The sequence below is a fragment of the Geodermatophilus sp. SYSU D00705 genome (assembly GCF_054050135.1).
The window spans coordinates 41,323-68,317 of record NZ_JBJGYT010000014.1 but is presented as its reverse complement, the minus strand read 5'-3'; the positions used below and the strand labels follow the sequence as shown (position 1 = coordinate 68,317).

Annotated in this window: 21 protein-coding genes; 15 read left to right on the top strand and 6 right to left on the bottom strand. The window is 75.6% G+C overall.

What is annotated here, in order from left to right; all coding sequences use genetic code 11:
* Positions 1-42: 42 nt before the first annotated feature.
* The 9 genes from ACI78Q_RS13195 (at position 43) to hpf (ending at position 11,497) form a co-directional block, all read left to right on the top strand.
* Positions 43-1,914: a glycosyltransferase gene (locus tag ACI78Q_RS13195; RefSeq protein ID WP_456923842.1), complete on the top strand. Its 1,872-nt coding sequence runs from the start codon at positions 43-45 to the stop codon at positions 1,912-1,914.
* 170 nt (positions 1,915-2,084) lie between these two features.
* A complete protein-coding gene (locus ACI78Q_RS13190; protein ID WP_456923841.1) occupies positions 2,085-2,831 on the top strand; it encodes a class I SAM-dependent methyltransferase in 747 nt (248 codons plus the stop codon).
* Positions 2,832-2,906: 75 nt separating this feature from the next.
* The gene (locus ACI78Q_RS13185; RefSeq protein ID WP_456923840.1) at positions 2,907-3,794 is read left to right on the top strand and encodes a GmrSD restriction endonuclease domain-containing protein; all 888 of its coding nucleotides are present in this window, start codon (positions 2,907-2,909) and stop codon (positions 3,792-3,794) included.
* A gap of 142 nt (positions 3,795-3,936) precedes the next feature.
* Positions 3,937-5,421, top strand: coding sequence for an adenosylhomocysteinase (gene ahcY / locus ACI78Q_RS13180; protein ID WP_456923839.1), 1,485 nt, complete (start codon positions 3,937-3,939; stop codon positions 5,419-5,421).
* A gap of 197 nt (positions 5,422-5,618) precedes the next feature.
* Positions 5,619-6,335, top strand: a complete 717-nt coding sequence (mtrA, locus tag ACI78Q_RS13175) for an MtrAB system response regulator MtrA (protein WP_456851630.1) — start codon at positions 5,619-5,621, stop codon at positions 6,333-6,335.
* 124 nt (positions 6,336-6,459) lie between these two features.
* A complete protein-coding gene (gene mtrB, locus ACI78Q_RS13170) occupies positions 6,460-8,205 on the top strand; it encodes an MtrAB system histidine kinase MtrB (RefSeq protein WP_456923838.1) in 1,746 nt (581 codons plus the stop codon).
* Positions 8,202-9,920: an LpqB family beta-propeller domain-containing protein gene (locus ACI78Q_RS13165; protein ID WP_456923837.1), complete on the top strand. Its 1,719-nt coding sequence runs from the start codon at positions 8,202-8,204 to the stop codon at positions 9,918-9,920. Before mtrB ends, ACI78Q_RS13165 begins: the two co-directional genes overlap by 4 nt.
* Before the next feature lie 81 nt (positions 9,921-10,001).
* Positions 10,002-10,781 (top strand): ComF family protein, encoded by a 780-nt coding sequence (locus ACI78Q_RS13160; RefSeq protein WP_456923836.1) that lies wholly within the window; start codon positions 10,002-10,004, stop codon positions 10,779-10,781.
* A gap of 38 nt (positions 10,782-10,819) precedes the next feature.
* Positions 10,820-11,497: a ribosome hibernation-promoting factor, HPF/YfiA family gene (gene hpf / locus ACI78Q_RS13155; protein ID WP_456923835.1), complete on the top strand. Its 678-nt coding sequence runs from the start codon at positions 10,820-10,822 to the stop codon at positions 11,495-11,497.
* A 42-nt stretch (positions 11,498-11,539) separates the two neighbouring features.
* Here hpf and ACI78Q_RS13150 read toward each other — a convergent pair whose 3' ends face one another.
* Together ACI78Q_RS13150 and ACI78Q_RS13145 are read right to left on the bottom strand one after the other, a co-directional pair.
* The gene (locus ACI78Q_RS13150) at positions 11,540-12,091 is read right to left on the bottom strand and encodes a GNAT family N-acetyltransferase (RefSeq protein ID WP_456923834.1); all 552 of its coding nucleotides are present in this window, start codon (positions 12,089-12,091) and stop codon (positions 11,540-11,542) included.
* A gap of 10 nt (positions 12,092-12,101) precedes the next feature.
* Positions 12,102-12,494 (bottom strand): PPOX class F420-dependent oxidoreductase, encoded by a 393-nt coding sequence (locus ACI78Q_RS13145; RefSeq protein ID WP_456923833.1) that lies wholly within the window; start codon positions 12,492-12,494, stop codon positions 12,102-12,104.
* Positions 12,495-12,553: 59 nt separating this feature from the next.
* Here ACI78Q_RS13145 and secA point away from each other — a divergent pair, with 59 nt between their 5' ends.
* Positions 12,554-15,601: a preprotein translocase subunit SecA gene (gene secA, locus ACI78Q_RS13140; RefSeq protein WP_456923832.1), complete on the top strand. Its 3,048-nt coding sequence runs from the start codon at positions 12,554-12,556 to the stop codon at positions 15,599-15,601.
* Between the two features lie 78 nt (positions 15,602-15,679).
* On the opposite strand, the gene ACI78Q_RS13135 is transcribed toward secA, so the two are convergent.
* Positions 15,680-16,246: an Rv3235 family protein gene (locus ACI78Q_RS13135; RefSeq protein ID WP_456923831.1), complete on the bottom strand. Its 567-nt coding sequence runs from the start codon at positions 16,244-16,246 to the stop codon at positions 15,680-15,682.
* 86 nt (positions 16,247-16,332) lie between these two features.
* Positions 16,333-17,217, bottom strand: a complete 885-nt coding sequence (locus ACI78Q_RS13130; protein ID WP_456923830.1) for a hypothetical protein — start codon at positions 17,215-17,217, stop codon at positions 16,333-16,335.
* Positions 17,218-17,316: 99 nt separating this feature from the next.
* On the opposite strand from ACI78Q_RS13130, the gene ACI78Q_RS13125 reads away from it, so the two are divergent.
* Complete coding sequence (locus tag ACI78Q_RS13125; RefSeq protein ID WP_456923829.1) at positions 17,317-17,886, top strand: hypothetical protein; 570 nt, start codon at positions 17,317-17,319, stop codon at positions 17,884-17,886.
* A gap of 6 nt (positions 17,887-17,892) precedes the next feature.
* Here the strand turns inward: ACI78Q_RS13125 and ACI78Q_RS13120 are convergent, their stop codons facing one another.
* The gene (locus ACI78Q_RS13120) at positions 17,893-18,183 is read right to left on the bottom strand and encodes a helix-turn-helix domain-containing protein (RefSeq protein WP_456923828.1); all 291 of its coding nucleotides are present in this window, start codon (positions 18,181-18,183) and stop codon (positions 17,893-17,895) included.
* A 182-nt stretch (positions 18,184-18,365) separates the two neighbouring features.
* Between ACI78Q_RS13120 and ACI78Q_RS13115 the strand changes: the two genes are divergently transcribed.
* From ACI78Q_RS13115 to ACI78Q_RS13100, 4 genes are all read left to right on the top strand, one after another.
* A complete protein-coding gene (locus ACI78Q_RS13115; protein WP_456923827.1) occupies positions 18,366-19,232 on the top strand; it encodes an SAF domain-containing protein in 867 nt (288 codons plus the stop codon).
* Positions 19,232-20,527 carry an AAA family ATPase gene (locus ACI78Q_RS13110; protein WP_456923826.1) on the top strand — a complete coding sequence of 432 codons (1,296 nt, stop codon included), beginning with the start codon at positions 19,232-19,234 and terminating at the stop codon, positions 20,525-20,527. Before ACI78Q_RS13115 ends, ACI78Q_RS13110 begins: the two co-directional genes overlap by 1 nt.
* A gap of 80 nt (positions 20,528-20,607) precedes the next feature.
* Entirely contained in the window at positions 20,608-21,990 is a 1,383-nt protein-coding gene (locus tag ACI78Q_RS13105; protein ID WP_456923825.1) for a WS/DGAT/MGAT family O-acyltransferase, read from the top strand.
* Positions 21,991-22,062: 72 nt separating this feature from the next.
* A complete protein-coding gene (locus ACI78Q_RS13100) occupies positions 22,063-22,575 on the top strand; it encodes a DUF6912 family protein (RefSeq protein ID WP_456923824.1) in 513 nt (170 codons plus the stop codon).
* Between the two features lie 20 nt (positions 22,576-22,595).
* On the opposite strand, the gene ACI78Q_RS13095 is transcribed toward ACI78Q_RS13100, so the two are convergent.
* Positions 22,596-26,846: an FtsK/SpoIIIE domain-containing protein gene (locus ACI78Q_RS13095; RefSeq protein WP_456923823.1), complete on the bottom strand. Its 4,251-nt coding sequence runs from the start codon at positions 26,844-26,846 to the stop codon at positions 22,596-22,598.
* Positions 26,847-26,995 lie beyond the last annotated feature (149 nt).

The window sequence follows — 26,995 nt, the reverse complement described above, 5'->3', positions numbered from 1 at the left end:
GGGCGCAGCTCATCACCGGCTCGACGGGAGTACCCGCTTCTCATGGTCCTTTCGACCCCGACCACCGCGCCCCAGACGCGTGCACCCGCCGCGACCCCGGTGGGCGAACGGCTGCTGGTGCAGCGCACCCTCTTCGCCGGGCTCTTCCCCGAGGCGCCCGCGGACCTCTACAGCATCGCGGCCGAGGGTGCGGCGGTGCGCGAGCGTGACCGCGTCGTCCTCGACCCGCACGCCGTCGTCTCGACCAACACCTACTTCGGCCGGTTCCCCGCCTCCTACTGGCAGCGCTGGACCTCCGCCGACCAGGTCCGGGTCACCCTGGTCGCCAGCGGCACCGGGGTGGTCCGCGTCATGGCCTCCGACAGCCGGGGGGTCGCGCGCACGGTGGCCACCGCCCGGGTGAGCGACGCGGACGCCGAGCACCTGCGCCTCACCGCGGCGATCGACCGGTTCGTCGACGGCGGCGCCCTGTGGCTGGAGTTCGAGACCGCCGCCGCCCCGCTCACCGTCACCCAGGTGCGCTGGACGGTGCCCGCGGTCCGGCGCCGCCGTGCCACGGCCGTGGTCATCTGCACCTACAACCGGGCCGACGACTGCATCGCCACCCTGCAGACCCTCGCCTCGGACGTCGAGGTCGCCTCGGGGCTGAGCGCGGTCTACGTCATCGACCAGGGCACCGACACCGTCGACTCGCGGGCGGCGTTCCCGCAGCTGCAGGAGGCCTTCGGGCCGGTCCTGCGCTACGTGCGCCAGCCCAACCTCGGCGGCGCGGGCGGCTTCACCCGGGGCATCTACGAGGCGGTCCGCAACGAGACCGTCGACCGGGTCAACCTGCTGCTGATGGACGACGACATCCGGCTGGAGCCGGACACCGCCGTGCGCCTCACCGGCCTCGCCGACGCCGCCACCAAGCCGATCCTCGTCGGCGGCCAGATGCTCAACCTGTTCCACCCCGAGCGGCTGCACGTCGGCGCCGAGTCCGCCGACCTGGACATCCTGCGGGCGGGCCTGCCCGTGCCCGACGCGCTGACCAACGCCGACGTCACCAAGGAGAAGCAGGAGGTCCGGGTCGACGCGGCGTACAACGCCTGGTGGACCTGCCTGATCCCCTCCGAGGTGGTCTCGGCGGTCGGTTACCCGCTGCCGGTCTTCTTCCAGTGGGACGACATCGAGTTCGGCCTGCGGGCCCGGGCCGCCGGCTTCCCGACCGTGACGCTGCCGGGGGCCGGCGTGTGGCACGCCGACTTCGCCTGGAAGAACTGGGACGACTGGTCGCGGTACTTCAGCTTCCGCAACTCGCTGATCACCAGCGCCCTGCACGGGGAGTTCGACCGTGGGCGCATCGTCGAGCACCTGGCCCGCCAGCTGGCCAACTACCTGGTCTCGATGCGCTACGGCCTGGCGGTGCTCATGCTCAAGGCGGTCGAGGACTTCCTGCGCGGCCCGGAGGTGCTCGCCGACGGCGGCGCGGGGGTGTCCCGCGAGATCCGCGCGCTGTGGTCGGCCCACCCCGAGACGAAGAACCACCCCGCCTCGGCAGTGCCCGGCGTGGACGCCGACGCGATCGAGCGCACCGTGGCCGGGGGGACCCCGTCGATGCCGAAGTCCGTGCTGGCCAAGCGCGTCCTCTGGCAGCTGCTGGGCAAGGCGAAGGGCAAGGCCGCGATCAGCGACGCCGACGCCCACTGGTGGCACGTGTCGCTGTTCGAGACCGCCGTGGTGACCGACCCCTCGCAGGAGGGCGTCCGGGTGCGCCGCTACGACCGGCAGCTGATGCGCGACCTAAGCCGGCGCGGGGCGGCCGTGCTGTGGCGGCTGTCCCGGGAGGGCGACCAGGCCCGGGACCGGTGGCGGGCCGGCGTCCCGGAGCTGACCTCCCGCGCGACGTGGGGCCGGCTGTTCGACAGCCCGTAGCCGCGACCGAGCCGGGGCGGCGCGGGCCGGGGAACCGCTAGGTTCCCCGGAGGTCCGGCGCCGGCCCGGGGCGGCCGCCGGGAGGACGAGGCGGTCGCATGGCGCGAGGACGACGAGGGCAGGGGCGGGGCAGGGTCGCAGCGGCGGCCCGACGGTGGCTGGTGCGGACGGTGGTCGCACCAGCCGAGGCGCGGCTGGCGCGGGTGGTCCGCGACGTCGTCGCCGCCGAGGTCGACCGCGCGATCGGCGCGGTCCACGAGGTGGAGTTCCGCTCCCGCCGCGACCTGCTGGCGGCGGGGGAGCGGGACGCGGCCGTGGGCTCGGCGCGGTTCGCCGCGCGGGCGATGCCGACGGCCCGCGCCTTCCACGACCGGGAGAGCACCCTCGAGTACGGGGTGCAGATCGCGCCGCGGGGCGGGCTGGCCCTGGAGTTCGGCGTCTTCGAGGGGCGGTCCCTGGAGGTCATCGCCCGTGAACGCGGGCGCCGCGACGTCTTCGGGTTCGACTCCTTCAAGGGCCTGCCCGAGGACTACCGGCCGCACGTCCGGGCGGGCGCCTTCGCCGTGGGCGGGCTGCCGGACGTCGACGGCGCCGAGCTGGTGGTGGGCTGGTTCGACGACACCCTCCCCGGCTTCCTGGCCGACCACCCCGGCACGGTCGACTTCGTGCACGTCGACGGGGACCTCTACTCCTCGGCGGTGACGGTGCTGGACCAGGTCGGGCCCCGGCTGGCCGCCGGATCGGTGCTGGTCTTCGACGAGTTCTTCAACTTCCCCGGCTGGGAGCAGCACGAGTTCCGGGCCTGGGAGGAGTGGCTGGACCGCACCGGCGCGCAGGTCCAGTACGTGGCCTACACGTCCAACAACGAGCAGGTCGTCGTCCGCATCACCGACCCGGGCCAGCCGACGCCGGGGTGAGCCGGGGCGTGGCGCCCCGGGAGCGGCGGGACGGCGGCCTAGCGTCGTCCCGTCGCTTCCGCACCGGGGAGGCCCGTGACCGCCCGCACCACCGCTCTCCCGCGCCGGCGCCGCGCCGGCGTGCGGTCGACCCTGGCCGCGCTCGCGCTCGCCGGGGCCCTCAGCGCTTGCGAGCCGCTCGCCGAGGACGCCAGCGGGCCGCCCACCGGCGTCCTCTCCGACGCCGCCGCGCAGGAGGCGATCGACACCGCACCGCCCGGCTCGGCGCTGGCGGTCCTCGGGGACCTGGCGGTGAAGGGGCGCGCGCCGAGCACCGGGTACGAGCGCGACCGCTTCGGCGACGGCTGGGTCGACGTCGACCGCAACGGCTGCGACACCCGCAACGACGTGCTGGCCCGCGACCTGACCGGCGAGACGACGCGCAACTGCGTCGTCCTCACCGGCACCCTCGCCGACCCCTACTCCGGGCGCACCATCGAGTTCCGGCGCGGCCAGGACACCAGCGACGACGTGCAGATCGACCACGTCGTCGCCCTGTCCGACGCCTGGCAGAAGGGCGCCCAGGGCTGGGATCCCGCCCGCCGCACCGCCTTCGCCAACGACCCGCTGAACCTGCTCGCCGTCGACGGCCCGCTGAACATGCAGAAGGGGGACGGCGACGCCGCGACCTGGCTGCCGCCCGACCGGTCCTACCGCTGCGCCTACGTGGCCCGGCAGGTCGCGGTGAAGTCCGGGTACGGGCTGTGGGTGACCCGCGCCGAGCGCAACGCCGCGGCCACCGTGCTGTCGGACTGCCCCGCGGAGCCACTGCCCGGTGGCGATCCGGCGGCGACGTCCCCGGCCGAGGTCGGCTACGCCGACTGCGGCGCCGTCCGGGCCGCCGGCGCCGCGCCCATCCGCCGGGGCGAGCCGGGCTGGCGGGACGCCTTCGACGGGGACGGGGACGGCGTCGGCTGCGAGTGAGCTCCGCGGCGTCGTCCGCGTACGCTGGACGACGGCACGAGCCCCGCCGAAGCCTCGGCATGCTCGCTCTCCCCGCCGTGCGCGGGGATCGCAGCGAACACGCATGGCCTGGCCGGGTGGCCGGGCCGGAACCTGGAGCGACATGACTGCCTCGACCGGCACCCGCGTCCTGAACGACGGCGACTTCAAGGTCGCCGACCTCTCCCTCGCCGGCTTCGGCCGCAAGGAGATCACCCTCGCCGAGCACGAGATGCCCGGCCTGATGGCGCTGCGCGCCGAGTACGGCGAGGCCCAGCCCCTGGCCGGCGCCCGCATCGCCGGCTCGCTGCACATGACCGTGCAGACCGCCGTCCTCATCGAGACGCTCACCGCGCTGGGCGCGGACGTCCGCTGGGTCAGCTGCAACATCTTCTCCACCCAGGACCACGCGGCCGCCGCGATCGTCGTCGGCGACGGCACCCCCGAGGAGCCTGCCGGCGTCCCGGTGTTCGCCTGGAAGGGCGAGACGCTGGAGGAGTACTGGTGGTGCACGCAGCGGCTGTTCGAGTTCCGGAACGAGGCCGGGGACGTCGTCGGCCCGAACATGCTCCTGGACGACGGCGGCGACGCGACCCTGCTCGTGCACCTGGGCACCCGCTTCGAGGCCGACGGGGCCGTCCCGGACACGACCGAGGCCGACTCCGAGGAGTACGGCGTCATCCTCGACGTCCTGCGCGGCACCCTCGCCGCCGACGGGCAGTACTGGACCCGCATCGGCCAGGGCATCGCCGGCGTCACCGAGGAGACCACCACCGGCGTCATGCGCCTGTACGAGCTGGCCCGCGACGGCCGGCTGCTGTTCCCGGCGATCAACGTCAACGACTCGGTCACCAAGAGCAAGTTCGACAACCTCTACGGCTGCCGGCACTCCCTGATCGACGGCATCAATCGCGCCACCGACGTGATGATCGGCGGCAAGGTCGCCGTCGTCTGCGGCTACGGGGACGTCGGCAAGGGCTGCGCGGAGTCGCTGCGCGGCCAGGGCGCGCGGGTGATCGTCACCGAGATCGACCCGATCTGCGCGCTGCAGGCGGCGATGCACGGCTACGAGGTGACCACCCTCGAGGAGGTCATCGGCAAGGCCGACATCATCATCACCGCCACCGGCAACAAGGACATCATCACCGCCGAGCTGCTCGGGCAGACCAAGCACCAGGCGATCGTCGGCAACATCGGCCACTTCGACAACGAGATCGACATGGCCGGCCTGGCCCGCACGCCCGGCATCACCCGGACGACGATCAAGCCGCAGGTCGACGAGTGGCGGTTCGCCGACGGCCACACGATCATCGTGCTCTCCGAGGGGCGCCTGCTGAACCTGGGGAACGCCACCGGCCACCCCAGCTTCGTCATGAGCGCCTCCTTCTCCAACCAGGTGCTGGCCCAGATCGAGCTGTGGACCAACCGGGCCGCCTACGAGGGCCAGGCGCCCGGCGTGACCGTGCTGCCCAAGAAGCTCGACGAGCACGTGGCGCGCCTGCACCTCGACGCGCTCGGGGTGAAGCTGACCGAGCTGACCAAGGTGCAGGCCGACTACATCGGCGTGTCGGTGGAGGGCCCCTTCAAGTCGGACCACTACCGGTACTGAGAGGACCCCTGCCCCCGCCCCTCGCCGGCTCGCGGCGGGGCCGTGCAGGGGGCCGTGCCAGGACGTCACCAGGCTCTGGAAGGGGCCGTTCCAGCACCTCACCGGAGCTGGACTACTGCGACTGGGTGACACCAGTGGGGCACCCGTCCGGTCGATGACCGGGCGGGTGCCCTCGTTCCGTCGTCTTTCAGCGCAGAATGGGCGCCGTGCCACCCACCGCTCCCCAGAACGGCTCCAGCCGCGGCCGTGTCCTCGTCGTCGACGACGACGCCGCTCTCGCCGAGATGCTCGGCATCGTGCTGCGACGCGAGGGCTACGAACCGGCCTTCGTGTCCGACGGCAACCGCGCGGTGGGCGTGTTCCAGCAGACCCGGCCCGACATCGTGCTGCTCGACCTCATGCTGCCGGGCCGCAACGGCCTGCAGATCTGCCAGGACATCCGCACACAGTCGACGGTGCCGATCGTCATGCTCACCGCGAAGGGCGACACGATCGACGTCGTCCAGGGGCTCGAGGCCGGCGCCGACGACTACGTCACCAAGCCGTTCAAGCCCGTCGAGCTGGTCGCCCGGGTGCGCGCCCAGCTGCGCCGCGGCGAGACCGGCCAGGCGGAGAGCCTCAGCATCGGCGACGTCCAGATCGACGTCCCGGCCCACCAGGTCACGCGGGACGGCGTCCCGATCGCGCTGACCCCGCTGGAGTTCGACCTGCTGGTGGCCCTGGCCCGCAAGCCGCGCCAGGTGTTCACCCGCGAGCTGCTGCTCGAGCAGGTGTGGGGCTACCGGCACGCGGCCGACACCCGGCTGGTGAACGTCCACGTGCAGCGGCTGCGGGCCAAGATCGAGCGCGACCCGGAGAAGCCGGAGATCGTGCTGACCGTGCGCGGCGTGGGCTACAAGGCCGGCCCGCCGTGAGCGGACAGGCCCGTGAGCATCGCAGCGAGGAACCAGCGAGGAGCGGAGCGGGCCGCGGGAGCGAACCGCATGGCACCGTGATCGAGCCGGCGGGCATCGCGACGGTGACCCGGCCCGCCGGACCGTGAGCACGACCCGGCCCGCGACCGAGGCCACCCCGGCGCCGGCGGAGGACGACGCGCCGTCGTCGTCCTCCGCCGGGGTGGTGACCCCGGCCGGGCCGCGGCAGGCGCGCCCGGCCGACCTGGCGTCGGTCCGCCGCCGGCTGCGCCGCCGCGTCGTGCGGGCGCGGGTGCTGGCGCGCCGGACGGGCGCCCGCGCCCTGCACGCGTGGCGCTCCTCGCTGCACGTACGGGTCGGGGCCATCACGATGGTGGTCGCCGGCACCGTCGTCGTGATCGTGAGCATGGTGCTGTTCACCCAGATCCGGGACCAACTGCTGTCGGTGAAACGGCAGGCCGCGGTGGACCAGGCGCAGGCCGGGGTGCTGTACGCGCAGAGCGAGGTGGCCGGCATCGCGACCGGCGACGCCGCGAGCGTCCGGTCGACCCTGGACCGCACCGTCAAGCAGCTCAAGGAGCGCGGCGGCCCGGCCGGCGACTTCGACGTCGTCATGGTCTACCGGAGCGGCGACACCGAGCGGCCGGCCCCGAGCCGCCGCTTCGTCTACCCGGCGATCCCGGCCGAGCTGCGCGCCGACGTCGCCTCGGGCGGCCAGTTCTCGCAGTACGCGATGATCCCGGACGCGACCGACGAGCCCCGCCCGACCCTGCTCATCGGCGCCCCCGTGCCCACCGACGCCGCGGCGCCGGAGCGGATCGAGCTGTACTACGCCTTCCCCCTCGACCAGGAGGAGGAGAGCCTGTCGCTGATCCGCAGCACCGTGGTGATCAGCGGCATCGCGCTCACGCTCTTCGTCGTCGGCATCGGGGTGCTGGTCACCCGGCTGGTCGTGGACCCGGTCCGCCGCGCCGCCGGCATCGCCCAGCGGCTGGCCGAGGGGCAGCTGGAGGAGCGGATGACCGTGCGCGGAGAGGACGACCTCGCCCGGCTGGCCACCAGCTTCAACGCGATGGCCGACAGTCTCCAGCGCCAGATCACGCAGCTGGAGGGGCTGTCCCAGCTGCAGCAGCGGTTCACCTCCGACGTCTCCCACGAGCTGCGGACGCCGCTGACCACGGTGCAGATGGCCGCCGAGATCCTCTACGAGTCCCGGGGCGACTTCCCCGCGCACGTGGCCCGCTCCGCCGAGCTGCTGCACACCGAGCTGGACCGCTTCGAGGCGCTGCTCACCGACCTGCTGGAGATCAGCCGCTACGACGCGGGGGCCGCCGTCCTGGACTGGGAGCCCACCGACCTCGGCGCCCTCGTGGGCCGGGTGGCGGGGGGCATGTCGGCGCTGGCCCGGCGGCACGGCTGCGAGCTGACCGTCACCGGCCCCGGCTCCGACGTCATCGCCGAGGTCGACGCGCGGCGGGTGGAGCGGATCCTGCGCAACCTGGTCGGCAACGCCATCGAGCACGGCGCCGGCCACCCCGTGGAGATCACCTGGGCGGCCAACCGGACGGCGGCGGCGGTGACCGTCCGCGACCACGGCGTCGGCCTGTCCTCGGCCGAGGCCCAGCACGTGTTCGACCGGTTCTGGCGGGCCGACCCGTCGCGGGTGCGCACCGTCGGCGGCAGCGGGCTGGGCCTGTCGATCAGCCTGGAGGACGCCCGCCTGCACGGCGGCTGGCTGCAGGTGTGGGGCCAGCCCGGCGTCGGTGCGCAGTTCCGCCTCACGCTCCCGCTGTCGGCCGGAGCGGACCTCACCAGCTCGCCGCTGCCGCTGCGCCCGGCGATCGCCCGCCGTCCCGGACCACGATCGTGAGGCGCCGCGTCGCCGTCCTGGCCCTTCTCCTACCGGCGCTGCTGCCCGCCTGCTCGACGGTGCCGACGAGCTCGCCGACGGTGCAGATCACCCAGGCCCCCACCCGGCAGGACCGCGCCGTCGGGATCGAGCCGTTGTCGCCGGAGCAGGGCGCGACCCCGGAGGAGGTCGTGCGCGGCTTCCTCGACGCCGGGGCCAGCCGGGTCCGCGGCCACCCCGTGGCCCGGGAGCACATGGCCCCGGAGGCGGCAGGCGCGTGGTCGGACGAGGCCGGGATCACCGTCCTCGGCCAGGACTACGCGACGGTCACCACCGACGCCGGCTCGGTCGTGGTGACCGCCACGCTGGTCGGCACGGTGGACCAGCGCGGGGTGTTCACCGTGGGCGCGCAGGAGGTCTACACCCGGGAGTTCACCCTCACCGAGGTCGACGGGGAGTCGCGGATCACCAACCCGCCGGACGGGCTGCTGGTCCTCGAACCGGACTTCGAGCGGCTCTACGAGCGGCGGGACCTCTACTTCGTCGACCCCACCGGGCAGCGGGTGGTGCCCGACCCGCGGTATCTGATCAGCGGGGAGGCGCAGCCGACGGTGCTCGTCGAGCGGATGCTCGACGGGCCGTCCGCGTCGCTGGCGGCGGGGGTGCACAACGAGCTGGCCGGCGTCTCGCTGCGCAGCACGGTGACGGTCTCGGCGGAGTCGGTCACCGTCGACCTGACCGGGCTGGGCGACGCGCCGCCGTCGCGGCTGGCCGAGCTCTCCGCCCAGCTGGTGTGGACCCTCGAGCAGTTGCCGGTCAGCTCGGTCGACATCCTGGTCGACGGTCAGCCGCTGCGCATCGAGGGCGTCACGCCGGTGCAGTCGACCGACACCTGGTCGGCCTTCGACCCCGACACCGTCCCGGTCGGCGCGGTCGGCCACTACGTCCAGGCCGGGGCGCTGCGCACGGTCGAGAACGCCGCGGCGCCCGGCCCGGCCGGCACCGGCGCCTACGTGCTGACCAGCGCCGCGGTCTCGATCGACCGGCGCACCGGCGAGCCCACGGCGATGGTCGGCACCACCGGGGACGACGGCCAGGCGACGCTGCTGGCCGGCGCCTACGGCGGTGACCTGACCGCGGTGCTGTCGGGCACGACCCTCAGCGAGCCGACCGTCGCCGCGACGCGCGGGGAGTTCTGGCTGATCCGGGACGGCGGCGCGGTCGTCCGGGTGCCGGCCGGCGGCACCCCGCAGTCGGTCAGCGCGCCGACGCTGCCCGGCCTCGGGCGCGCCTCGGAGCTGCAGCTCTCACCCGACGGCGTCCGCGCCGCCGTGGTGGTGGACGACGGGCAGCGCGAGGCTCTCTACGTCGGCACCGTGGTGCGCTCCGACGAGGGGCCCGTCGCGCTGCGCGACCTGCGGGAGGTGGCGCCGACGCTGTCCTCGGTCGCCGACGTGGCCTGGCGGACGGCGGGCAGCCTTCTGGTGCTGGCCGGGGACGCCGGTGAGGACCGCGTCGTCCCCTACACGGTCGGGGTGGACGGCTGGGGCCTGACCGCCGTGCCGACGGCCGGGCTGCCCAGCCAGCCCACCCGGGTGGCGGCCGCCCCCGGCCGGCCGCCGCTGGTGAGCGCCGGCGGCACCATCTGGCAGTGGCAGGTGGCCGGCGGCACCTGGGTGACGCTGGTCCGCGGCGAGCAGCCGCTGCCGGGGGAGGAGCCCTTCTACCCGGTGTGAGCCGGTGTCCACCTGCCGGCCGGTGTCCACAGATGCCGGCCGCCCCTGGGCCGACGGCGTCCCGACGGCGACGCTGGGGGAGTGGACGGCGGCCTGCTCGCGGCGCTGACCGACCTGCTCCTGCCGCGGCTGTGCGCCGGGTGCGAGCTGCCCGGCGCGGTGCTGTGCCGGCGCTGCGCGGCGCTGCTCACCGTGCCGCGCCTGGCCCAGCCGCGGCGCTTCCCGGCCGGGTTCCCGCCCACGGTGGCCGCGGGCGCCTACGCCGGCCCCGTGCGCCCGGCGGTCAACGCGTTCAAGGAGCGTGGCCGCGCCGAGCTGGCCCGTCCACTGGGAGCGGCCCTGGCGCTCGCCGTCGCCGGGGTGCTCGCCGGGCTGCCGACCGTGCCCGGGCCGGTGTGGCTGGTCCCGGTGCCGAGCGGGCGGGCCGCGCTGCGCACCCGCGGCCGCGACCACGTGCGGGAGCTGACCGGCCGCGCCGTCGCCGAACTGCGGGCCGCGGGGCTGCCGGCGGCGGAGGTCCGGCTGCTGCGACGCTCCGGGCGGGCCCGTGACTCCGCCGGGCTGTCGGCGGCGCAGCGGCGGGCCAACCTGGCCGGCACCTTCGCCCTGCGCGGCGAGCCGCCACCGCGTCCACCGGGCGTGGCCCTCGTGGTGGTCGACGACGTCGTGACCAGCGGCGCGACCCTCACCGAGGCCGCCGCCCAGCTGGCCTCCGTGGTACCGGAACCGGGCCCGCCGGTGCTCGCCGCGGTGGTCGCCGCCACCCCCCGGCGGGCCTCCGCGGGGGCTCCGGTGGGGGGTCCCGGACCCGGCCGAAGCGGCCGTCAAGGTCGACTGTCGGGACCCGGGAACGGCGACTAGCGTGGAACCGATCACAGCCCGTCCTACCGGGAGGTCTCATGGAGATCGTGGTCCGTGGCCGCAACGTCGAAGTCCCCGAGCACTACCGACAGCACGTCGAGGACAAGGTCGGCCAGCTCGAACGTTTCGACGGCAAGTTGAAGATCCTCCGCGTCGACGTGGAGCTCTTCCACGAGAAGAACCCGCGCCAGTCCTCGCAGTGCCAGCGCGTGGAGATCACCCTCCGGGGCAAGGGCCCCGTCATCCGAGCCGAGGCCAGCGCCCCGGACTTCTACTCCGGCCTCGACCTGGCGGCCGGAAAGCTCGAGCACCGGTTGCGCAAGGCGGCCGACCGCCGCCGCGTGCACCACGGTCGGCGCACCCCCGCCACCGTCCGCGTCGGCGGTGGAGCCGACCCCGGCGTCCTCGAGGCACTGGACCGCGAACGTCAGCTCGCCGCCGAGGGGCCGCACGTCACGGACCTCGACGAGCACCTGCCCGGGCGGATCGTCCGGGAGAAGCACCACCCCGCCACCCCGATGACCGTCGACCAGGCCCTCCACGAGATGGAACTGGTCGGCCACGACTTCTTCCTGTTCCAGTGCGCCGACACCGGCCAGCCGACGGTGGTCTACCGGCGGCACGCCTACGACTACGGCCTCATCCGGCTCGTCGACGCCCCGCTCGACGGCAAGCTCGAGCAGCAGCCCGCCCAGCCCGCGGCGGCCCCTCTCTGATCGCGCGGCGGGCGGAGCGCGGGAGGCGCCCCGCCCGCCGTCTCAGTCCCCGGCGACCCGGCCGAACAGCACCGCGTCCGCGCGGGTGCCGTCCCGCCGGTCCAGGCACGAGCGCACCAGCCCCTCACGGGTGAAGCCGGCCCGCTCGGCGACGATCTGCGACGCGGTGTTGTCCACGTCGGCGACCAGGTGCACCCGGGGTGCCCCCAGCCCCAGCGCCCACTCCGCCAGCGCGTGCGCCGTCTCCGCGGCGTACCCGCGGCCACGGGCCCACGGCGCGATCCAGTAGCCGACCTCCGGCCCGAACCGGCCCTCGCGCAGGTGCACGCCGCCCGACCCCACGAACTCCCCGTCGGCCTCGACCGCCACCGGCAGGCCGCGGCCCTCCGCCCGCTCCCGTGGCGCCACGTCGGCCACCCAGGCACGGGCGTCGGCCCGGGTGTAGGGCACCGGGACCGTGGCGATCCACTGCTGGATGCCCGGGTCCTGGCAGGCGCGCAGGACGGCGTCCTCGTCGTCGGGGCGGTGGGGGCGCAGCACCAGCCGGTCCGTGCGCACCACCTCGGTGGTCAGGTCGATGCCGGACAGTTCCACGCCTGCAGTCTCAGGCGTTCCCCAGGACGCGGTCGACCGAGATCTCCAGGACCACCCGCGCCGGGTTCGCCCGCGGGGTGCGGTAGCGGCGGGCGTAGCGGTCCTCGGCGTCGGCCACCGACGCGGCGTCCTCCCGCACCACCGCCGTCCCCTCGAGGGTCACCCACCGGCGTCCGTCGACCTGGCAGACGGCGACCCGTGACTGCCCCGACCGCACGTGGCGGGCCTTGGCCGAGCCCCCCGAGGTGATGACCCGCGCGGTGCGGGTGGCCGCGTCGTAGGTCACCCCGACCGGGACGACGTGCGGGCTGCCGTCCGGGCGCAGGGTCGTGAGCGTGGCCAGGTGCCGTTCGGTGAGGAAGGTGAGCAGGCCGGGGCCCAGGTCGTCCAAGTGGTGCGCCACCCCGGGATTGTCGCCGTCAACCACCTGTCCCGCTGCGGACGCCGCCTACGCTGGGGTACGTGGTGTTCTCGAAGATCCTCCGTGCCGGTGAGGGCAAGATCCTCCGACGGCTGAACAAGATCGCTGACGCGGTCGAGTCGCTGGCGGACGACGTCGCCGACCTCACCGACGCGGAGCTGCGGGCCAAGACCGACGAGTTCAGGGAGCGGCTGGAGGAGGGGGAGACCCTCGACCACCTCCTGCCGGAGGCCTTCGCCGTCGTCCGCGAGGCCGCCACCCGGACGCTGGGCCAGCGGCACTTCCGCGTCCAGATCATGGGCGGCGCCGCGCTGCACCTGGGCAACATCGCCGAGATGCGGACCGGTGAGGGCAAGACGCTGACCGGCGTCCTCCCGGCCTACCTCAACGCGCTGGCCGGCCAGGGCGTGCACGTCGTCACGGTCAACGACTACCTGGCCAAGCGCGACGCCGAGTGGATGGGGCGGGTGCACCGCTTCCTCGGCCTGTCGGTCGGCACGATCCTCTCCGGCGAGCGCCCGGCGCACCGCCGCGAGCAGTACGCCTGCGACATCACCTACGGCACGAACAACGAGTTCGGCTTCGACTACCTGCGCGACAACATGGCCTGGAGCAAGGCCGACCTCGTGCAGCGCGGGCACCACTACGCGATCGTCGACGAGGTCGACTCCATCCTCATCGACGAGGCCCGCACCCCGCTGATCATCAGCGGTCCGGCCGAGTCGGCCGGCAAGTGGTACGTCGAGTTCGCCCGGATCGTGCCGCTGATGAAGCGCGACACCCACTACGAGGTGGAGGAGGCCAAGCGCACGGTCGCCGTCACCGAGGAGGGCGTCGAGTTCGTCGAGGACCAGCTCGGCATCGACAACCTCTACGAGGCGGTCAACTCCCCGCTGATCAGCTACCTGAACAACGCGCTCAAGGCCAAGGAGCTCTACCACCGCGACCAGCAGTACATCGTCACCAACGGCGAGGTGCTGATCGTCGACGAGTTCACCGGCCGGGTGCTGTCCGGACGGCGCTACAACGAGGGCATGCACCAGGCCATCGAGGCCAAGGAGCGGGTGCAGATCAAGGACGAGAACCAGACCCTCGCCACGATCACCCTGCAGAACTACTTCCGGCTCTACGAGAAGCTCTCCGGGATGACCGGCACGGCCCAGACCGAGGCCGCCGAGCTCTCCCAGACCTACAAGCTGGGCGTCGTCCCCATCCCGACGAACCGGCCGATGGTCCGCGAGGACCGCTCCGACGTCATCTACAAGACCGAGCAGGCGAAGTTCGACGCGGTCATCGACGACATCGCCGAGCGGAACGAGAAGGGCCAGCCGGTGCTGGTCGGCACCGCCAGCGTGGAGAAGTCCGAGGTGCTCTCCAAGCTGCTGCTGCGACGCGGCATCCCGCACGAGGTCCTGAACGCGAAGAACCACGCGCGTGAGGCGCACATCGTCGCCCAGGCCGGGCGGCTGGGCGCGGTCACCGTGGCCACCAACATGGCCGGCCGCGGTACCGACATCCAGCTCGGCGGCAACCCCGACTTCATCGCCGACGAGGCGCTGCGGGCCCGCGGGCTGTCGCCGGCGGAGACGCCGGAGGAGTACGAGGCCGCCTGGGACGACGCGCTGGCCAAGGCCAGGGAGCAGGTCAAGGCCGAGCACGAGGAGGTCGCCGACGCCGGCGGGCTGTACGTGCTGGGCACCGAGCGGCACGAGAGCCGCCGCATCGACAACCAGCTGCGCGGCCGCTCCGGCCGGCAGGGCGACCCGGGTGAGTCGCGGTTCTACCTGTCGCTGGGCGACGACCTCATGCGCCGGTTCAACGGCCCGATGCTCGAGTCGATGATGACCACGCTGCGGGTCCCCGACGACCAGCCGATCGAGTCGAAGATGGTCACCCGGGCGATCCGCTCGGCGCAGACGCAGGTCGAGCAGCAGAACTTCGAGGTCCGCAAGGACGTCCTGAAGTACGACGAGGTGCTCAACCGCCAGCGCACCGTCATCTACGACGAGCGGCGCAAGGTGCTCGACGGCCAGGACCTGCACGAGCAGGTGCGCGCGATGGTCGACGACGTGATCAGCGCCTACGTCGACGGCGCGACCGAGACCGGGTACGCCGAGGACTGGGACCTCGAGCAGCTGTGGACCGGCCTCAAGGCCCTCTACCCGGTGGGCCTGGACCGCGACGAGCTGATCGACCGCGTGGCCGACGGCGACCAGGCGGGGCTGACCGCCGACGTCCTGAAGCGGGAGCTGCTCGACGACGTCCACCGCGCCTACGAGGAACGGGAGGCCGCCCTCGGCTCGGAGGTCACCCGCGAGCTCGAGCGGCGGGTGCTGCTGTCGGTGCTGGACCGCAAGTGGCGCGAGCACCTCTACGAGATGGACTACCTGCGGGCCGGCATCCACCTGCGCGCGATGGCCAACCGCGACCCGGTCGTGGAGTACCAGCGCGAGGGCTACGACATGTTCAACCAGATGCTCGACGGCATCAAGGAGGAGTCGGTCGGCTTCCTGTTCAACCTGGAGGTCAAGACCAAGGAGCAGCAGGAGGCGGAGGCCGCGGCCAAGCAGGCCGAGGCCGAGGCGAAGGCCCTCGCCGCCGCCCAGGAGGGGACGGCGCGGGTGCTGGCCCGCCAGGCCGCGGCCGCGAAGGCGGCGCAGGCCGCGGCAGCGGCCTCCACCCCCGCCCCGGCCGCCGCGGCAGCGGCCGCCGCCCCCGCTCCGGCCGAGGCTCCGGCGGCCTCGGCCGGGGGGCAGCCCGAGGCTCCGGTCGCGCCGCCGGCGAAGGCCCCGACCGCCCGCCGGTCGGCGCCCACCGCCCGCCCGGCCCAGGCCGCTCCCGACGAGCCGGCGTCGACGGGCACCGGGCCGCAGCTGGCGGTCAAGGGCCTGGAGGAGCCGCGCCGGTCGACCGAGCAGCTGAGCTACTCGGCACCGAGCCTGGACGCCTCGCCCAAGGAGAGCGGTCCGGCCAAGGCGGCCAAGACCGCGACGGTCACCGGCACCAAGGAGCCGGCGCGCAACGCGCCGTGCCCCTGCGGGTCGGGCCGGAAGTACAAGGCCTGCCACGGCGCCCCCTCCGGCGCCTGATCCTTGACGACGACGCCCCCGCCGGTCCGACCGGCGGGGGCGTCGTCGTCCGTGCCGTCCCGGGGCCGTCGTCCCACCTCAGCCGATCTGCAGGGCGGTGCACCGCCACCGGCCGTCGATGCCCTCCAGCCGCGCCGCCACCGCGTGCGCGCGGCCGGAGCGGCGTGCCACGGCGGTGACCTCCGCGACCCCGTCGACCGGCTCGCACACGTGCACGGGGCCGAGCAGCACCGGGGCGGTGCCGCCCGAGCACCAGCGCGGCCGGCGTCCGCTGGTCAGGGCGGCGAAGACCCCGACCGACGTCAGTGACTGGATCTGGGCCAGCGGTCGGAGCCCCGTCAGCGCCTCGAGGGTCAGCAGGAGCAGCCGCCGGCCGGCCGGCCTCGGGTCGGGCAGGTCGGCGCGACCGGACCAGGCCGGCCCGAAGCCGGTCGCACAGCCGGCCGGGCCGCGGTCGGGACGGATCCGCGGACCCGGGCGGTGCGCCGGGCGCGGCACCGCGACCCCGGGGAGGACCAGCCGGCGGGCCGGTTCCTCGTCCAGCGGCGGCTGCGGGGTGGGCACGACGACCAGGCGCAGCGGAGCGGCGGGGAGCGGCCGCGCCTCGGCGTGGGGCGGCGCGGTGGGGGAGAGGGACGCGGTCATCGAATGCTCCGGTGCTCGGGGTGGGATCGGGGACGGGGCGGCGGTCACGGCGCCGCTGGTGGGTTCAGGACCTGGCCGGGCGGCGGTCACGGCGCCGCAGGTGGGTTCAGGACCTGGCCGGGCAGCAGGACGTCGGGGTCCGGGCCGATGACCGCCGCGTTCGCCCGCCACCAGGCGTGGACGGCCGCCGCGACCTCACCGCCGCTGGGCGGACGGCCGGTGCGCTGCCGGAGGTCAGCGGAGGCGATGTCCCAGAGGCACTCGCCGCGCAGGACCACGTGGGTGCCGGACGCCGGCATCGGCCAGTCGGGGACCGCCTCGGGCTGAGGTGATCCGGTGGCGACCGGTGCGGGCCGTGCCGGTGTCGCGGACTCCGTCGACGTTGCGGGCTCGGCGGGCTCAGTGGGCTCGGTGGGTGCCGTGGGCGTGCCCGCCGGCGCGCGGTCGGTGGCGGTGGGCCAGTCCGCGATGCGGCCGGGCCAGTCCGCGATGTGGCGGGGCCCGTCCGCGATGCGGCCGGGCCCGTCCGCGACGACGCCCGCCGGATCCGGCCGGACGTCCGTGGGGGCCGGCCCGGCGACCGCCGCCGGTGCTGCGGCCGCCGGACCGGGGCCGCACGCGGTCAGCAGCGGGCCCCCGGCGACGAGGCCGACGCCGAGTGCCAGGGCCGCGGCCCTCCGTGCGCCGGCGGGCAGGAGGCGGCGGGCGAGCGTGCGGGAGAGGGCGCCGACGGCACCCGGGACCGCGGACAGCGCGGTCAGCGCGAGGCCGAGCACGCCCCAGGCCCAGACGGTCCACGCGCCGGCGGCCACAGCACCGAGGAGGAGTGCCTCGGCCCCTCGGTCGTCGGCGGCCCGCTGCAGGTCCAGGCCGTACCCGGAGACCCAGCCGAGGTCCGGGGTGAGCGCACGGAGGGCGACCGCGACCGCGGCCATGGCCAGGCCCGTGCCCAACAGGCGGCGGATCGACATGTCTCCTCCTCGACTCAGCGACGGATCGAGACGAAACCACGCAAACGCAATCAAACGCAAGATTCGACATCCATCTACGCTTGGCCGAGGAGGTGCACCATGCGCTGGCAACAGCTGTTCACCGATCTGCAGGCGGAGTTCGACGCCGCCGAGGCCGCGATGGAGCGGGCCGAGGAGGGGTCCCGTCGCCGCGCCGAAGTGGGCGCGGTCCGGCTTCCCGAGCGGGTGGCGGGGTCGGTGGGCCGGCGCGTCGGTCTGCGGTGCCGGGGCGCCGGGGACGTGGCCGGGACGCTCACCGACGTCGGCAGGGACTGGCTCCTGCTGGCCGACGACGCCCGGCGCGAGGTACTGGTGGCGTTCGCGTCGGTGCGGTCGGTGGGCGGCCTGGGGCGGGGCACGGCGGTGGCCGAGCCCGAGGGGGCGGTGCGGGGTCGACTCGACCTGCGGCGCGCGCTGCGCGGCCTGGCCCGCGACCGGGCCGCCGTCCAGGTGGTCCTCGACGACGGCTCCGTGCACGTCGGCACGGTCGACGGTGTGGGCGCGGACTTCTTCGAGCTCGCCGAGCACGACGCCGACCAGCCACGACGCGCCGATGCGGTACGGGGCGTGCGGGTGGTGGCGCTCTCGGCGGTCGCGGTGGTGCGGACGCTCGCGCCCGGTCTCGGCTGAGCCGGGTCAGCGCCGGCGGCGACCGCCGGTGGCGGAGGGGGTGCTCTCGGCGTCCTGCTCGGCGGGCTCGTCGGACTCCGCGGGGGCGGGCTGCTCCGGCGCGGTGCCGGCGCGGGCCTCGGCGTACTTCTGCTGGATGAAGCGCTCCAGCTCGTCCACCTCCACGCGCCACTGGCCGCGGCCGCCGATCTGGATGGCGATGAGCTCCTTGCGGCGGACGAGCGCGTAGGCCTGCGACCACGACACGTTGAGGATCTCGGCGACGTCGTCGAGGGTCAGGAAGCGCGGTGTGGGCATCAGGTCTCTCCGTCCGGTCCCGCCCAGTCTGGCAGCCCCGTCCGGGTGGCATGCGCGTCGTCCACACCCGAACGTGTGGACGGCGACTGCGGCGATACGCGTCCGTGCCGCATCATCTGCGTCCGACCGTCACCCAACGAGGTCGTCGACGACGATCCGCAGCCCCGGAGGAACCGCTGGCCGTGAGCTCGCCGATCACCACCCCCACCTCGCCGCGTCCGGCCGACCCGGTCGCGGGGCCGGTGCCGCGGCGCGTGCGGCCGCCGCGCTGGCTGGACCTGCGCCTCGTGCTCGGTGTCCTCCTCGTGCTGGGGTCGGTGCTGTTGGGCGCCCGTGTGGTCGCGGCCGCCGACGCCACCGTGCCGGTCTGGTCGGCCACCGGCGACCTGGCCGCGGGCACCGTCCTCACCGCGGCCGACCTCGTCGCGGTCGACGTCCGGCTCGACGGCGCGGCGGGGGCGTACCTGGCGGTCGGCACCCGGCCGGAGGGGCGCACGCTCGCGCGAGCGGTGCGGGCCGGCGAGCTGCTGCCCCGCGCCTCCCTCGAGGAGCCGGCCGAACTGGTCCAGGTCGCCCTGCCGGTGCAGGCGGGCTACGTCCCACCGGGCCTGGTACGCGGTCAGGTCGTGGACGTCTACGCCGTCGCGGACCCGGCGGTCGGCGCCACCGGTCCCTCCGACGTCTCGCTGGTCGTCGGCGCGGCCCCCGTCCAGGCGATCTCCGGGCGCGCCGAGGGGGTGCTGTCCACGGCGACGACGACGGTGCAGGTGGTGGTCTCGGTGCCGGCCGGCCGCGCCCCGGCGGTGCTCGGTGCCATCGCCGGCCGGCCGCTGGTCGTCGTCGTGCACGAGTCTGTGGACGCCCCGTCGCCGGACGGGGCGGCCGCCGTGCCCACCGGTGCCGCCGCTGCCTCGGGCCCCGCTGCCTCCGCCCCCGGTGCCTCCGCACCCGCCAGGGGCACGGGAGTGGAGGGGCAGCCCGTGGCCGAGACGCCGGCCGGCGAACCCTCGCCCGGGCAGCCGGACGCCGCCACGGAGCCGGCGCCCTGATGGCCGTGCAGGTCTTCACCGCCGTCACCGGGGCGGGGTGGGAGTCGGAGCTGGTCGGTGCGCTGGACCGGACCGACCACGGGGTCACCGTCGTCCGCCGGTGCGTCGACGTCTCCGAGTTGCTCGCGGCCGCCGCCACCGGCACCGGCCAGGCCGCACTGCTCTCCGCCGACCTGCGACGGCTGGACGCCGACGCGGTGTCGCGCCTGGCCGCCGCCGGTGTCGCCGTGGTCGGGCTCGTCGATCCCGGCGACGACCGGGCGGCGGACCGGTTGCGCGCACTCGGCGTGGTGCACGTGCTGCCGGCCGACACCGAGCCCGACGGCATCGCCCAGGCGCTGCGGGACGCGGTCACCGGCGGGCTCCGGACCGGGCGGGACATCGCCGATCCGCGCGCGGCCCTGCCCGCGACGACGCCGGCCGCTGCGCCCGTGGAGCGGCAGCCGGGCGCGGGACGGGTCGTCGCGGTGTGGGGGCCGACGGGCGCCCCCGGGCGGACGACGGTCGCGGTCGGGCTCGCCGACGAGGCGGCCCGGCTGGACGTGCGGACCCTGCTGGTCGATGCCGACGTGTACGGCGGGGTGGTGGCCCAGGTGCTGGGCCTGCTGGACGAGTCGCCCGGACTGGCCGGCGCGGCCCGCCAGGCGCTGGCGGGGACGCTCGACGACGCCGCCCTGACGCGGCTGGCCTGGGCGGTGCGCCCACGGCTCGGCGTCCTGACCGGCCTCGCGCGGGCCGACCGCTGGCCCGAGCTGCGGCCGCACGGCGTGGCGGCGGTGCTCGAGGAGGCGCGCCGAGCGGCCGACCTGACCGTCGTCGACTGTTCCTTCAGCCTGGAGGAGGACGAGGAGCTGTCCTTCGACACCGCGGCGCCCCGCCGCAACGGGGTGACGCTGACCGTCCTCGAGGCCGCGGACACGGTGATCTGCGTCAGCGGCGCCGATCCGGTCGCCCTGCAGCGCACGATCCGGGCCCTCGGGGAGCTGCGGGACGCCGTCCCGGGCGTCGAGCCGGTGGTCGTGGTCAACCAGGTGCGCCGCGGCCCCGTGCCGGGCGACCCGCGCCGGGAGATCGCCGAGGCGCTGGACCGGTTCGCCGGGCAGCCGGTGGCCGCCTTCCTGCCCGCGGACCGGCGCGCGACCGATGCCGCCCTCGCGGACGGCCGCACCCTCGCCGAGGTCGCGCCGGCGTCCCCGCTGCGGACCGAGCTGCGGGCGCTCGCCGCGTCCGTCACCGGCGTACGCCGGCCGGCGACCGGCCGTCGGCGCGTCGGCTCCCGGCGACGAGCCGGCTGAGGCGGGCGCGTGATCCTCGTCAGCGGGTGCCGACCGGATCGCCCCCGTCGTAGCGTGGGCCTCCGAGCGGGAGGAGGCCGATGGTGGAGCGACTGACCACCCTGGACGCGTCCTTCCTGTACCTGGAGAAGCCGGACAGCCCGATGCACGTGGCCGGGGTGCTGGTGCTCGAGCCGCCGCCGGGCGGCCTGGAGGCGATCGCCGCGCTGGTCGAGGCCCGGCTGCCGCTGGTCCCGCGCTACCGGCAGCGGGTCCTGGAGGTCCCCGGGCACCTGGCCAACCCCGTGTGGGTCGACGACCCCGACTTCGACGCCGAGTACCACGTGCGGCGGTCGGCGGTGCCGCGTCCGGGCACCGAGACGCAGCTGCTCGACCTGGTCTCCCGCGTGACCGCGCGACCGCTGGACCGCAGCCGCCCGTTGTGGGAGCTCTACCTCGTGGAGGGCCTGGCCGAGGGTCGGGTCGCGGTCGTCACCAAGACCCACCCGGCCCTCGTCGACGGGCTCGGGGCGGTGGACATCGGGCAGGTGTTGCTGGACCCCGTCCCGGACGTCGTCCTCCCGGAGCCGGAACCGTGGCGCCCCCGTCGGCTGCCGACCACCCTGCGACTGGTCCGCGACGCCGTGGAGGAGTACGTCGCCCGGCCCACGGCGGTGGTGGACACCGCGCGCCACGCCGTCTCCGACCTGCGGACCACCGGCGTCCGCCTGGGCAGCGCCGTCGGCGGCGTGGCCCGGGCCACCCGGTCGGCGCTGTCCGCCGCGCCACGCAGTCCGCTGAACGCGGCCAACGGCAGCCAGCGGCGGGTCGCGGTGGCGCGCGCGGACCTCGACGTCGTCAAGGCGGTGCGCAAGGCGCACGGCGGGACGGTCAACGACGTCCTGCTCACCGTGGTCGCGGGAGCGCTGCGCGACTGGCTGCTGTCCCGCGGGCAGGCCGTGCTCGGCTCCACCTCCGTCCGGGCCATGGTGCCGGTCTCCGTGCAGGGCGAGGAGGAGGACGCTCCCGGCAACCGGGTCTCCAGCTACCTCGTGGACCTGCCCGTGGGGGAGCCGAACCCGCGGGTGCGGCTCGCGCGGATCAGCTACGCGATGCGGGGGGTGAACCAGCAGGGCCGGTCGGTGGGGGCGCAGACGCTCATCGCCCTGACCGGCTTCGCCCCGCCCACCCTGCACGCCCTCGGCGCGCGGGCGGCGCGAGGACTGTCCCGCCGCGTGTCGAACCTGGTGATCACCAACGTGCCCGGCCCGCAGCAGCCGCTGTACGCGGCGGGGGGACGGATGCTGGAGGTCGTCCCCGTGGTGCCGCTGGCGCCGGGACAGGGTCTGTCGGTCGGCATCACCAGCTACGACGGCCGCCTCTTCTTCGGGTTGAACGCCGACCGGGACAGGGTGGCCGACGTCGACGTGCTCGCCGACCTCATCGAGCAGGAGATCGCGACGCTGGTCGAGACCGCCGGCTGAGCCGAGGGCGGACGGCGCCGCCGACCGCCGGGATACCGTCGCGCTGACCGCCAGTGAAGAGGAGTCAGCCCGGTGCGTGTGTATCTGCCTGCGACGACGAGCGTCCTGCGGACCCTCGTGGACGACGGTCGCCTGGCCGGCCCGCACACCGCCTTCGCGGTGACCCCGCGGCTGCGGGAGTTCTACGCGGTCAGTGACGCGGGAACCGACGTGGAGGAACTGGAGTACGCGGCCCTCCTCGGCGCCGCCCGCGCCAGCCTGCGGCTGCTCGACATCGACCCGGCCGCGGTCCGCCGCCGCGTGGCGCTGGCCGCCGACGTCCCCGACGCCGCGGTCACCGAGATCGAGGACCCCGACACCGAGCCCGGCGCCGTGCGGGTCACCGCGGACGTCGCCCTGCGTGACGTCGCGAGCGCCCACATCGACGGTGCCGACGCGGAGGACGACGTGCGGGCCGCGGTCAACGTCGTCCTGGAGGCCGATCTGGGCAGCGAGGACGCGCAGTTCGTCGTCGACCAGGCCGAGGGGCACGAGCTGGCCTGGTACGCCAGCCAGGAGATCGGCACGGTGCTCGAGCTGCTCTGACCGGCGTTCGGTTCCCCCGTTCACCGAGCCGCCGCCACGAGCTGGCGCGCGGCGGCGCCTGCTGCCTCGGCCGGCCGGCGCCGGGCGACCTGCACCCGCTGCGCTACCCCGGCCGTGACCAGCCAGCCGGATCCGGGACGGCGGGGGAGCGCGGTGCGCGGGAGCCGGGTGCCGAGCAGGTCGGCGTCACCAGGGGCCGGGCACAGCAGCAACCCGCTGCGGCGCCGTCGGAGCGCGGGAACCGGCCCCCGGTACACCGCCGCCAGCTCCGGAGCCGTCCCGGCCGCCAGGAGGACCACCCGGCCGGCGGTCCCACCGGCGCCGATCGCGGTGCCCACCGGCGACTCGCCCACCGCGCCGAGGTCGTCGAGGACCACCACACCGCTCTCCCCGCACAGCGACTCCAGCCACGACCGCCAGCCGGCCACGTCGGTGCACTCCAGACTCGCCGACGAGCCCGCCGCCGACCGGCCCGGGGCACCGACGACACGCAGGACGGGCACCCCGCCCGCGGTCAGGTGGGCGGCGAAGGCGTCCAGGGCGGTGCTGCGCCCACTCCCCGGGGATCCGACGACGAGCAGTCCTCCGGCTTCGGCGAGGTCCACCTCGAGGACGGCGCCCTCGTCACCGCCCGGCCCCAGCGGCAGTCGCAGGGCGGTGCCGGCGCCGGTCCGCTCGGGGAGGGGCAGCACGGGAGCGGCCGGCAGTTCCGGGATGCGCAGAGGACGGCGGGCCGGGACGGCGGGCGCCCACGCGGTGGCCGGCGGCAGCGTGCGGGGCAGTGCCAGCTGGCACTCGAGGCCGTCCTCACCCATCAGGGCCCGCCCCGGTGGCCGGTGGTCGGGGACGTGGCGGGCCGGGATCCCGGCGACCGCGTAGTCGGCCCGGTCGGGCAGCGGCAGCACCAGCCGGGTGCCCACGGCGCCGGCCAGGCGGCCTCCGGGAATGGCACGCTCGGCGGACAAGAGGCAGGTGAGGCCGGCGGCGGCCCCGTCCCGTGCCAGGCGCAGCAGGCCCGCCGAGCCGGAGGTGGGGTCCGCCTCGTCGAGCAGGCTGCTCAGCTCCTCCACGCCGTCCACCAGCAGCAGGAGGTGGGGCCTCTCCTCGGTCGACGGCCCGGCGCGGCGGGCGGCCACCTCCTGGGTCAGGCGGTCCAGAAGCCGCACGGTGCGCAGCGCGTCCGGGCCGCCGACCGCCGTGCCCGTGTGCGGCAGTTCCGCCGCGGCGGCAGCGAGCGCGCCACCGCCGTGGTCGAGCACGTGGACGTGCAGGTCGTCGGGAGAGCGGCTCGTGACCGCCTCCGCGAGCACGGTTCGCAGGAAGGTCGTCCGACCGCTGCGTGCGCCACCGACGGCGAGCCACGCCCCGCCCCGCTCGAGGTCCAGGCACAGCGGCTGCTGGGACTGGGAGTCGGGCCGGTCGAGCAGGCCGATGCGCAGGCGGCGTCCGGCGCTCCGCGAGTCGGCAGCGGGCGGGGAGCCGGGATCGGGAGGGAGGTCCTCGACACGGACCGCGTCGGGCAGCGGCGGACACCACGGCCGGTGCGGGCGAGGCGTTCCCGACGCGGTCGCGTGGCGGTCCAGCGCCTCGGTCAGCCGGGCGAGGTCGCTCGCACCCACGAGCCGGGCCTCGTCGTCCACGGGGGCCGGCAGCGGCCAGTTCCAGAGAAGCACCCGGGGCCCGCGTCCGCTCCACCCCCGCGCTGCGCCCGCGACCCGGGCGGCCTGGAAGAGGACCGGGGAGCCGCCGCCCACCCGCAGGTAGGCGCGACCCGGTGCGTCCGTGGGGAGGAACGCGGCGGAGGGGGTACCCAGCACGTCCCGGGAATCGGCCTCGCCGGTCGTGCGCAGGCAGATCCGCAGCGTGCAGTTGGCCCGGATCTCCGGTGACACGACGCCGCCGGGCCGCTGGGTGGCCAGGACGAGGTGCACCCCGAGCGAGCGCCCGCGCTGGGCGATCCCGACCAGGCCCGTGACGAAGGCGGGCAACTCCTCGGCCAGGCCGGCGAACTCGTCGACCACGATGACCAGGCGGGCCAACCCCACCTCGTCGGGCAGTGCCGCGATGTCGGACACCCGGTGCGCGGCCAGCAGGGCCTCGCGACGGGTCAGCTCGGCACGCAGCGAGCGCAGCGCCCGGGCGGTGGTGGTGCCGTCGAGGTCGGTGAGCAGCCCCACGGTGTGCGGGAGGGTGGCGGCCTCGGCGAAGGCCGCGCCGCCCTTGTAGTCGACCAGCAGGAACGAGCAGCGGTCGGGTGGGTGGCCCAGCGCAAGACCGGCGATCAGCGTCTGCAGCAGCTCCGACTTGCCGGAGCCCGTCGTCCCCGCCACGAGCACGTGCGGCCCCTCGCGGCACAGGTCGACGGTCAGCGCACCGTCGGCCGTCCGCCCGAGTGGCGCCCCGAGGTGGTCCCGGGAGCGGGACCACCGGCCGGTCGGTCCACCCTCGGCCGGGATCCGCAGGCCGTCACCGGGGAGGTCGAGCAGCCGGACCTGGCGGGGGAGGACCCGCCCGGTGGAGGACGGCGCCAGCGGGGCGAGGTCGCGGGCCAGCGCCTCGGCGACCGGAGCCGGGAGGCGGTCGACGGTGATGCCCGACTGGTCGACGGCTCCGGTGCGGTGCAGGGTCGCGGCGTCGCCCGTCTCCCCGGCGAGCTCCAGCACCGCGTCGGGCGCCGCGGGCAAGCGGTGCAGCGACGGCCCGCAGGTGAGGGTGACGACGCCCGCGTCGCGGGCTGCGCGCAGCGCCGCGGACAGCCGGGGCCCTGCCGGACGGTCGAGGAGGACCACCAGCCAGCCCGGTTGCCCGTCGGTGCCCCTGCCCGCGAGCGAGCCGCGCTCGCCCGCGGCGGCCCGACGGCCCGCCGCCGTCGTGGTCAGCCACCGGGCGAGCACGGCGTCGTCGCCGTCTCCCCGGGCGCCGGTGACGTGCACGCTCCCGGCCTGCACGTGTGGCAGCCAGCGGAGCCACGACCAGGCCGGGAGGTGCTCGGTGCTCGTGAGCAGGACCAGGTCGACCTCGCCGGGGGCGTGCAGCGCCGCCAGCTGGGCGACGATGCCGGACAGCAGGCCCACGACGTGCGACCGGGGCCCGGCGACGGCCAGCCCACCGGTGGCACCGAGCGCGACGGCGACCGGCAGGTGCGCGAGGGTCTGCCGTTCCCGTGTGCCGTCGGCCTGCACGTACGTGACCGCGGACAGGCCGGGGCCGCTGCCGATGCGCACGGTCAGCGCGTCGCCGTCCCCACGCCGGCGCTGCCAGAGGGGAGCGGACCGGCGACGGGCGGCCGTGGCGAGCGCCGCCAGGTCCGGGTGCACCGTGCGCGCCGTCCGCTCGTCGGTGCGGAGCGCCGCCCGGAGGCGGCCCCGGGCTTCCTCGACCTCCACGGCGTGCGCCGCCGCCGTCCGGCGCCGGTCACGGCGCCCCGTCCACCGGTCCGAGAGCCAGGTGCCGAGGGCGACGACCGGGCTGAGGAGGGCGAAGAACAGGAAGGTGGGAGTGCGCAGCAGCCAGGCCAGCAGCACCCCGCCGAGCGCGGGGAGGAGCACGGCGACCCAGGCCAGCCGGCGCCGGGGGAGGTCGGCCGGTGCGGCGGGGGCGGACACCTCCACCTCCGGACGGGGTGGCTCCAGTCGCGGCGGCGGGCGCAGCTGGAGACGACCGCCGGGGGCCGCCTGCACCGCTGCCCGGATGCTCCCGGGCCCGGCAGGGGCCAGCGTGCTGGCGCCGACCCGGACGATCGAGTGGTGCGGCCACGGGCACGGCCGGTCGCCGAGGGGCTCGTCGTCGAGCCGGCTGCCGTTCGTCGACCCCAGGTCGGTCACGCTGAGCTCGCCGGAGCCCACCTCGACGAGCAGGTGCCGGCGGGAGACGTCGGGGTCGTCCAGCGGGATGTCGGCGGCACCCCCGCGCCCCACCACCTGCCGCCCGCGGGACAGCGGGAGTGCCCGGCCCGCCTCCGGTCCGCCCACGACGTGCAGTTCGAGCGCGCTGCGGCGCTCGCGGTCGCCCTGGCGGGGACCGGGCCGGCCCAGGCCGAGGACCGCGCCGTGCGCCAGCCCCGGATCGGTGAGCGGCAGCGCGGCGGGCAGGCGGGTCGACCCGGACCACAGCTCGGCGGCCGGCACTCCCAGGGCGGCGACCAGCCCGGGGAGCACCGTGCCCAGTCGGTCGTCGTCGGCCGCCACGACCTCCACGTCGACCGCGCCGGCGGACGTGACGACGGTCCAGCAACGGGCGGTGGGCGGGGCGGGGGTGGCGGACTCGGGCACGGGACGACCGTGACCGTCCGGCGGCTGCACGGGGGCGTCCGGATCGCCATCTGTGGACGGCCGCTCCGGCTGTGGACGACCGGACCCCGCGCCGCCCCCGCCGCCCTAACGTGCGCTGCGACCGGGAGAGGCCCGGACCGAGGAGGAAC

What these genes read in the sequence shown, in the direction of transcription:
- ACI78Q_RS13110 (WP_456923826.1), top strand. Translation starts at nt 19,232, where the DNA reads ATGGCCGTGCAGGTCTTCACCGCCGTCACCGGGGCGGGGTGGGAGTCG.
- ACI78Q_RS13125 (WP_456923829.1), top strand. Translation starts at nt 17,317, where the DNA reads ATGCGCTGGCAACAGCTGTTCACCGATCTGCAGGCGGAGTTCGACGCC.
- ACI78Q_RS13105 (WP_456923825.1), top strand. Translation starts at nt 20,608, where the DNA reads ATGGTGGAGCGACTGACCACCCTGGACGCGTCCTTCCTGTACCTGGAG.
- ahcY (WP_456923839.1), top strand. Translation starts at nt 3,937, where the DNA reads ATGACTGCCTCGACCGGCACCCGCGTCCTGAACGACGGCGACTTCAAG.
- ACI78Q_RS13130 (WP_456923830.1), bottom strand. Translation starts at nt 17,217, where the DNA reads ATGTCGATCCGCCGCCTGTTGGGCACGGGCCTGGCCATGGCCGCGGTC.
- ACI78Q_RS13195 (WP_456923842.1), top strand. Translation starts at nt 43, where the DNA reads ATGGTCCTTTCGACCCCGACCACCGCGCCCCAGACGCGTGCACCCGCC.
- ACI78Q_RS13120 (WP_456923828.1), bottom strand. Translation starts at nt 18,183, where the DNA reads ATGCCCACACCGCGCTTCCTGACCCTCGACGACGTCGCCGAGATCCTC.
- hpf (WP_456923835.1), top strand. Translation starts at nt 10,820, where the DNA reads ATGGAGATCGTGGTCCGTGGCCGCAACGTCGAAGTCCCCGAGCACTAC.
- ACI78Q_RS13135 (WP_456923831.1), bottom strand. Translation starts at nt 16,246, where the DNA reads ATGACCGCGTCCCTCTCCCCCACCGCGCCGCCCCACGCCGAGGCGCGG.
- mtrA (WP_456851630.1), top strand. Translation starts at nt 5,619, where the DNA reads ATGGGCGCCGTGCCACCCACCGCTCCCCAGAACGGCTCCAGCCGCGGC.